Source organism: Roseateles sp., from assembly GCF_036486225.1.
In the GTDB taxonomy this organism is placed as follows: domain Bacteria; phylum Pseudomonadota; class Gammaproteobacteria; order Burkholderiales; family Burkholderiaceae_C; genus Roseateles.
Genome location: NZ_DASVNZ010000366.1, coordinates 1 through 5659, shown reverse-complemented (window position 1 = coordinate 5659; position 5659 = coordinate 1). Strand labels below are relative to the sequence as shown.

At 68.4% G+C, this 5659-nt stretch carries 7 protein-coding genes and 1 pseudogene; 4 read left to right on the top strand and 4 right to left on the bottom strand.

The genetic code is table 11. The annotated features are described in order from the left end of the window. The 3 genes and pseudogenes from VF536_RS23990 to VF536_RS23980 all read right to left on the bottom strand — a co-directional run. Positions 1-404 (bottom strand): annotated as a pseudogene (locus tag VF536_RS23990) (hypothetical protein); the annotation flags it as partial. After that, positions 391-633 carry a helix-turn-helix domain-containing protein gene (locus VF536_RS23985; RefSeq protein ID WP_067283861.1) on the bottom strand — a complete coding sequence of 81 codons (243 nt, stop codon included), beginning with the start codon at positions 631-633 and terminating at the stop codon, positions 391-393. The pseudogene VF536_RS23990 and the gene VF536_RS23985, both read right to left, overlap by 14 nt. Positions 634-658: 25 nt before the next feature. Beyond that, positions 659-1210, bottom strand: a complete 552-nt coding sequence (locus VF536_RS23980; protein WP_331617435.1) for a DUF2975 domain-containing protein — start codon at positions 1208-1210, stop codon at positions 659-661. A gap of 210 nt (positions 1211-1420) precedes the next feature. Between VF536_RS23980 and VF536_RS23975 the strand changes: the two genes are divergently transcribed. Further along, on the top strand, positions 1421-2479 hold the full coding sequence (locus VF536_RS23975; RefSeq protein ID WP_331617434.1) for an aldo/keto reductase: 1059 nt from the start codon (positions 1421-1423) through the stop codon (positions 2477-2479). 170 nt (positions 2480-2649) lie between these two features. Here VF536_RS23975 and VF536_RS23970 read toward each other — a convergent pair whose 3' ends face one another. Beyond that, entirely contained in the window at positions 2650-3759 is a 1110-nt protein-coding gene (locus VF536_RS23970) for a DNA alkylation repair protein (protein WP_331617433.1), read from the bottom strand. Positions 3760-3884: 125 nt separating this feature from the next. Here VF536_RS23970 and VF536_RS23965 point away from each other — a divergent pair, with 125 nt between their 5' ends. From VF536_RS23965 to VF536_RS23955, 3 genes are read left to right on the top strand one after another with little or no spacing between them, the layout of a single operon-like run. Further along, positions 3885-4388 (top strand): aminoacyl-tRNA deacylase, encoded by a 504-nt coding sequence (locus VF536_RS23965; protein ID WP_331617431.1) that lies wholly within the window; start codon positions 3885-3887, stop codon positions 4386-4388. Between the two features lie 6 nt (positions 4389-4394). Further along, complete coding sequence (gene plsY, locus VF536_RS23960) at positions 4395-5111, top strand: glycerol-3-phosphate 1-O-acyltransferase PlsY (RefSeq protein ID WP_331617430.1); 717 nt, start codon at positions 4395-4397, stop codon at positions 5109-5111. After that, on the top strand, positions 5108-5458 hold the full coding sequence (locus VF536_RS23955; RefSeq protein WP_067283870.1) for a RidA family protein: 351 nt from the start codon (positions 5108-5110) through the stop codon (positions 5456-5458). The genes plsY and VF536_RS23955 overlap by 4 nt, the downstream gene beginning before the upstream one ends. The last annotated feature ends 201 nt before the right edge of the window (positions 5459-5659 follow it).

The following is a 5659-nucleotide window of genomic DNA, read 5'->3' as shown; positions in this document are numbered from 1 at the left end:
GTCGGCGCGGCGATGACCACCGAGGCGCGGGGCTCGTCGCGGCGATCGTCTTCATGGCGATCGACCTCGGGCCGGGGCTCCTGGACGCGCGCGGTGGGGCGCGTCGACGGTGCATCCTCCGGCGATGGCCGCTTGGGGTCAGGACTTGCCCGGCGTTCCGGAGATCGGGCGACCGGCGTCGTCTTCGGCACGGGCCTGGGCAACGGCGGCAGCTGGATCGTCACCATCCGGACGGACGAACTGCGCTGCTCGCGGTGCGACTCGGCCCGGTGCCACGCCTGCTGCAGCCAGCCGATCAGCGCGACGTGCAGCAGCAGGACCGCACCGATGGCGATCGCGCGCGGGCCGAAGCGGCGCTTCGATCCATGCGGATCAAGAGGACCGTGAGGATCACGCGCCGCCATCGGCCCCCCCGTCCTCGGGCTCGTCGCCCGGCTCCCAGGCGAGCAGATCGCCGGGCTGGCACTGCAGCACCGCGCAGATCCGCGACAGCGTGTCGAAGCGCACCCCGCGCACCTTGCCGGACTTCAGCAGCGAGAGGTTGGCCTCGGTGATGCCGATGGCCTCGGCGAGCTCCTTGGAGCGCATCTTGCGCTGCGCGAGCATCACGTCGAGTCGGACGACGATGGGCATGGGCGGGGTTCCTGCGCCGGTCCGTTCAGACGAACTCGGCGTTCTCCTGCGCCATGCGCTGGGCCTCGCGCATCACCATGGCCATCGCGATCAGCACCAGGCCGAGCAGCAGCACGACGTAGTGCTGGCTGCCGAGGTGGACGGAGAGCATCCGCTGTCCCGGCGGATTGCCCAGCGTCAGCGCCAGGATGGTGACCGTGTCGGTCAGCGGCATCACGAGCGCCATCGCCGTCACCGATTGACCGAGGCGCCGCAGGTGGCGCGTCGCGCCGTCGGTGAAGACCTCGCCGCGCAAATAGGCGCCGAAGAGACGCCACAGGCACAGCAGCGCGAACAGCGTCAGCAGCGCTTGCGGCAGGTTGACCGCCAGGCCCCAGGCGCGCGAGACGGCGTCGAATTGCATGGGGCAGTCCAGGCACCAGTCCTTGCGCGCGGTGCGCTCGACCAGGCCGCGGTCGGCCCAGAAGACCGCGTGGAAACCCACCACCACCGCCATCGCGATCAGTGCCATCGCACGCACGCAGTGGGCGATCCAGCGGATGCGCCGGAGGCTGGCAGGGAAGGAGGCGTCGCTCATGGTCTTACCGTCGGGTGGCAAGAAATTACTGTAAAACAATAATTTCTAAGACGCAATGGCAAGCCGCGTAAAGGGGAAGCGGGGGCTCGCGCGGCGATCGCCCGCACGCGCGGCGGCGAGGCGCGGCCTCATGCACACTGGCCGGTTGTAGCGCCGGGCCCTCGGCTTCAGGCAGGGGGCTCTATGGCGCCGCGCTTCACGGAGAACAAGATGGACCGCATCACCCTCGGACAGTCCGACCTCTCGGTCAGCCGCATCGGCCTGGGCACCATGACCTTCGGCGAGCAGGTCGACGAGGCCGGCAGCCACGCGCTGCTCGATCGCGCGGTGGCGGCGGGGATCAACCTGCTCGACATCGCCGAGATGTACCCGGTGCCCGCGCGTGCCGACACCTTCGGCCGGACCGAGGCCATCATCGGCCGCTGGCTGAAGGCGCGGCCCGGGATGCGCGAGCGGGTCGTCGTCGCGACCAAGGTCGCCGGGCCGTCGCGCGGCTACGACTGGATCCGCGACGGCAGCATGGACCTGACCGGCGCGCAGATCGTGCAGGCCTGCGAGGACAGCCTGAAGCGGCTGCAGCTCGAGACCATCGACCTGTTCCAGATCCACTGGCCGGCGCGGCACGTGCCGATGTTCGGCGGCGTGTATTTCGAGCCGGCGAAGGACAAGCCCGTCGCGTCCATCCATGAGCAGCTGGAGGCGCTCGCGCAGCTGCAGCGCGCCGGGAAGATCCGCCACATCGGGCTGTCCAACGAGACGGCCTATGGCGTGGGCGAGTTCGTGCATCTGGCCGCGCAGCACGGGCTGCCGCGGATCGTCAGCGTGCAGAACGCCTACAGCCTCGTGAACCGGATCGTCGAGAACGGTCTCGACGAGGCGCTTTATCGGCATCAGGTCGGGTTGCTGGCGTATTCGCCGCTGGGCTTCGGGTCGCTGACGGGGAAGTACGACCAGCACGGATTGGCTGATCCCGCCAGGCCGGGCCGGCTGGCGATCTTCGAGAGCATGAAGAAGCAGCGCTGGGCGCGGCACGAAACGCTGGCCGCGGCGCGGCGCTACAACGCGCTGGCGGCGGAGCTGGGGATGTCGCCGTCGACGCTGGCGATCGCGTGGGTGACCTCGCGCTGGCAGACGGCGAGCACGCTGATCGGCGTCACCTCGGTGGAGCAGCTGGACGAGAACATCGCGGCGCTCGGCCGGACCCTCGATGCCGACACGCTCGCGCGCATCGACCGCATCCGCTGGGAGATCCGCGACCCGGCGCAGTGAGCTTTCGTACTGCCACCGCCGCTGGCCCTCACCCCCGCCCTCTCCCGCAAGCGGGAGAGGGAGTGAGAATGCACTGAGCTGACCGAGTCACGACTCTGGTTTTGCTCCCTCTCCCGCTTGCGGGAGAGGGCAGGGGTGAGGGGCGCGCGCAGCGCGCGGGGTCTGGGCGGTCAACCCATCAGCAGCTCGAACGTACCGTCGGCAAGCTTCTGGCCGTTGACCATCACATCGATCGCGTGCGTGCCCGCGTAGTGCGTGCGCGTGGTGAAGTTGCGCAGCGCGCGCCGGATCCGGATGGACGTCGACCCGCCCGCTTCAAGCTCCACCGTCTTCAGCTTGAAGACCTTCGGCGATGCGCGGCCGTTCTTCTTCACGTAATGCACCGCGTAGTCGACGACCAGTCGCTGCGTCGTCTCCGCGGTCGATCGCAGCTCGAAGGCGATCTCGATCTCGCCGCCGATCGCCACGCGTGACGGCTCGATCGCCAGGCGCTCCACGACGGCCAGCGCGCCCTCGCTCGCGCCGATCAGCTTCAGCGCGCGCGCATCGCCCTGCTTGATCCGCGAGCGCAGCGCATGCTTGACGATCCACGCGCTGCGCTCGTCGGCCAGGTCCCAGTCGGCCACATGCGCGAAGACCCAATCCGCGTGATCCTTGGTGATGTCGTTCAGGTTGTTGGCGACGGAGCGCCGCACGTAGAGGCTGTCGTCGGCGCACAGCGCCTGCAGGATCTCCGCCAGCGGCCCCGGATCGGCGACCAGCGCGTCGAGCCGGAACGACCACGGCAGCCGCGGCCGGCAGCCCTCGCTGGCGAGACGCCGGACGTGCTCGTCGCGATCCGAAGTCCAGCGCGTCATCGTCTTCATCGTGCCGGTCAGATCCTGGCGCAGGAAGGGCCGGATCGCGAATTCGGCGGTGCCGTGCGCGGTCATGCGCTTGAGCGCCTTCAGCGACGCCGCGGGATCGTGCAGGCCGTAGCTCGCGACGAAATCGCACAGCCCCATGTTGATGAACGCGCCGCCGGTGTTTGGTGCCGCCGCCACGACGGCATCGAGCTTGTCCGCAAAGCTGCCAGGCAACGCGGCGTCCAGCGCTTCAGCCACGCGGTGCACGCGCTGCATGATCGACAGCGGCTCGAGCCCATCGGTGGCCACGGTCATGAAGCGCTTGCGCTGGAAGCCGGGCGCCGCTTCGGCGAACACCGACGCCAGCGCGCGCAGCGCCGTGTCGCCGATCAGATCCTTGAGGTTGTAGCTGGAGGTCGAGGCGGCGTCCGTCATGGGGGCTCGGTGAACATGAAGTGCAGGGAGGGCGCCGCAGCGTAGCGCGGGCGCTGCCATCGTCTGTCAGCAGGCGCAGCAAGCTCGTACAAGCAGCGGGCGCGGCCAGCGCGGAGAATCGCGCCATGAGCAAGAAATCCGCCCATGTCAGCGAGACGCTGGCGACGCAGATGCTGCGCCAGCACAAGATCGCGTTCGGCGAGCACGTCTACGACTACGTCGATCACGGCGGCACCGGCGAGTCGTCCAAGCAGCTCGGCGTGTCCGAGCACGAGGTCGTCAAGACGCTGGTGATGCAGGACGAGAAGGCGCAACCCCTGATCGTGCTGATGCACGGCGACTGCACCGTCAGCCTGAAGGAACTCGCCCGGCAGATCCCCTGCAAGAAGGTCGAGCCCTGCAAGCCCGACGTCGCCCAGCGCCATAGCGGCTACCTCGTCGGAGGCACCTCGCCCTTCGGGACGCGCAAGACGATGCCCGTGTTCGTCGAGTCCAGTGTGCTCGCGCTGCCCCGCATCCTGATCAACGGCGGACGCCGCGGGTACCTCGTCAGCCTCGAACCCCGGGTTTTGACGGAGCTGCTCGCGGCCCGCCCGGTCGAGTGCGCGCTGAAGTCCGGGGCAGAATAGCGCCCCATGCAAAGTGTCCTGTTCCCCTTGTTGGCTGTCGTGGCCGGGTATCTGATCGGCTCGCTGTCCTTCGCGGTGATCGTCAGCCGGCTGATGGGCCTGTCCGATCCGCGCAGCTACGGCAGCGGCAACCCGGGCGCCACCAACGTGCTGCGCTCCGGCAACAAGGCCGCCGCCATCCTCACGCTGGTCTTCGACGCCCTCAAGGGCTACGTCCCCGTGCTGCTGGTGCTGAAGTTCGGCGGCCCGTACGGCCTGGAGGAAGGCACCGCCGCGCTGGTCGGCCTGGCGGCCTTCATCGGCCATCTGTGGCCCGTCTTCTTCAAGTTCGTCGGCGGCAAGGGCGTCGCCACCGCGGCCGGCGTGCTGCTCGCGATCAACCCGTGGCTGGGCCTGTCCGTGCTCGGCGTGTGGATCGTCATGGCGGTGGTGTTCCGCTATTCGTCGCTGGCGTCGCTGGCCGCCGCGGTCGCCGCGCCGCTGCTGCAGATGCTGGTCTGGGACGTCGGTCCGGAACTGCCGGCCATCGCGCTGATGAGTCTGCTGCTGATCTGGCGCCACGCCGCCAACATCAAGAAGCTGATGGCGGGCACGGAAAGCAAGCTCGGCCAGAAGTCGGCCCCGACGCCTGCCGTTCCGGCTGCGAAGTCCCATCGCCATGAGCAGTCGCGCGAGAAGCGCGAGCACAAGCATTCCCACAAACCCAAGCACCCCAGCAAATGAGCAACATCGAACGTTTCGACGTCGGCGCCCGTCTCTCCGAGATGGCCATCCATAACGGCGTGGTCTACCTTGCCGGCCAGGTCCCCGAGGACGCCACCGCCGACGTCAAGGGCCAGACCGAGCAGGTGCTGGCGATGATCGACAAGCTGCTGGCCCGCGCCGGCAGCGACAAGACCAAGATCCTGCGCGCGCAGCTCTACATCGCCGACGTCAAGGACCTGGCCGGCATGAACGCCGCCTGGGACGCCTGGGTGCCGGCTGGTCACACGCCGCCGCGCGCGACGGTCGAGGCCAAGCTGGCCAAGCCGGAGTGGAAGATCGAGATCGTGATCACCGCGGCCGTCTGAGTCCGATCGAGTCCTCAGGCCTCTTCATGCAAAACGCCGGCTTCGTGCCGGCGTTTTGCATGGTGCCTCGAACGGGCACACAAACCACCATATGAATCAATTAGTTATGCACTCACGTGCGGGATTTGTGCGGGAAGATTCTGCTCGCACAAGGGACCACACCGCGCGCCGCGACAAGCGTTTCCCGGCACTTTAGCCCAC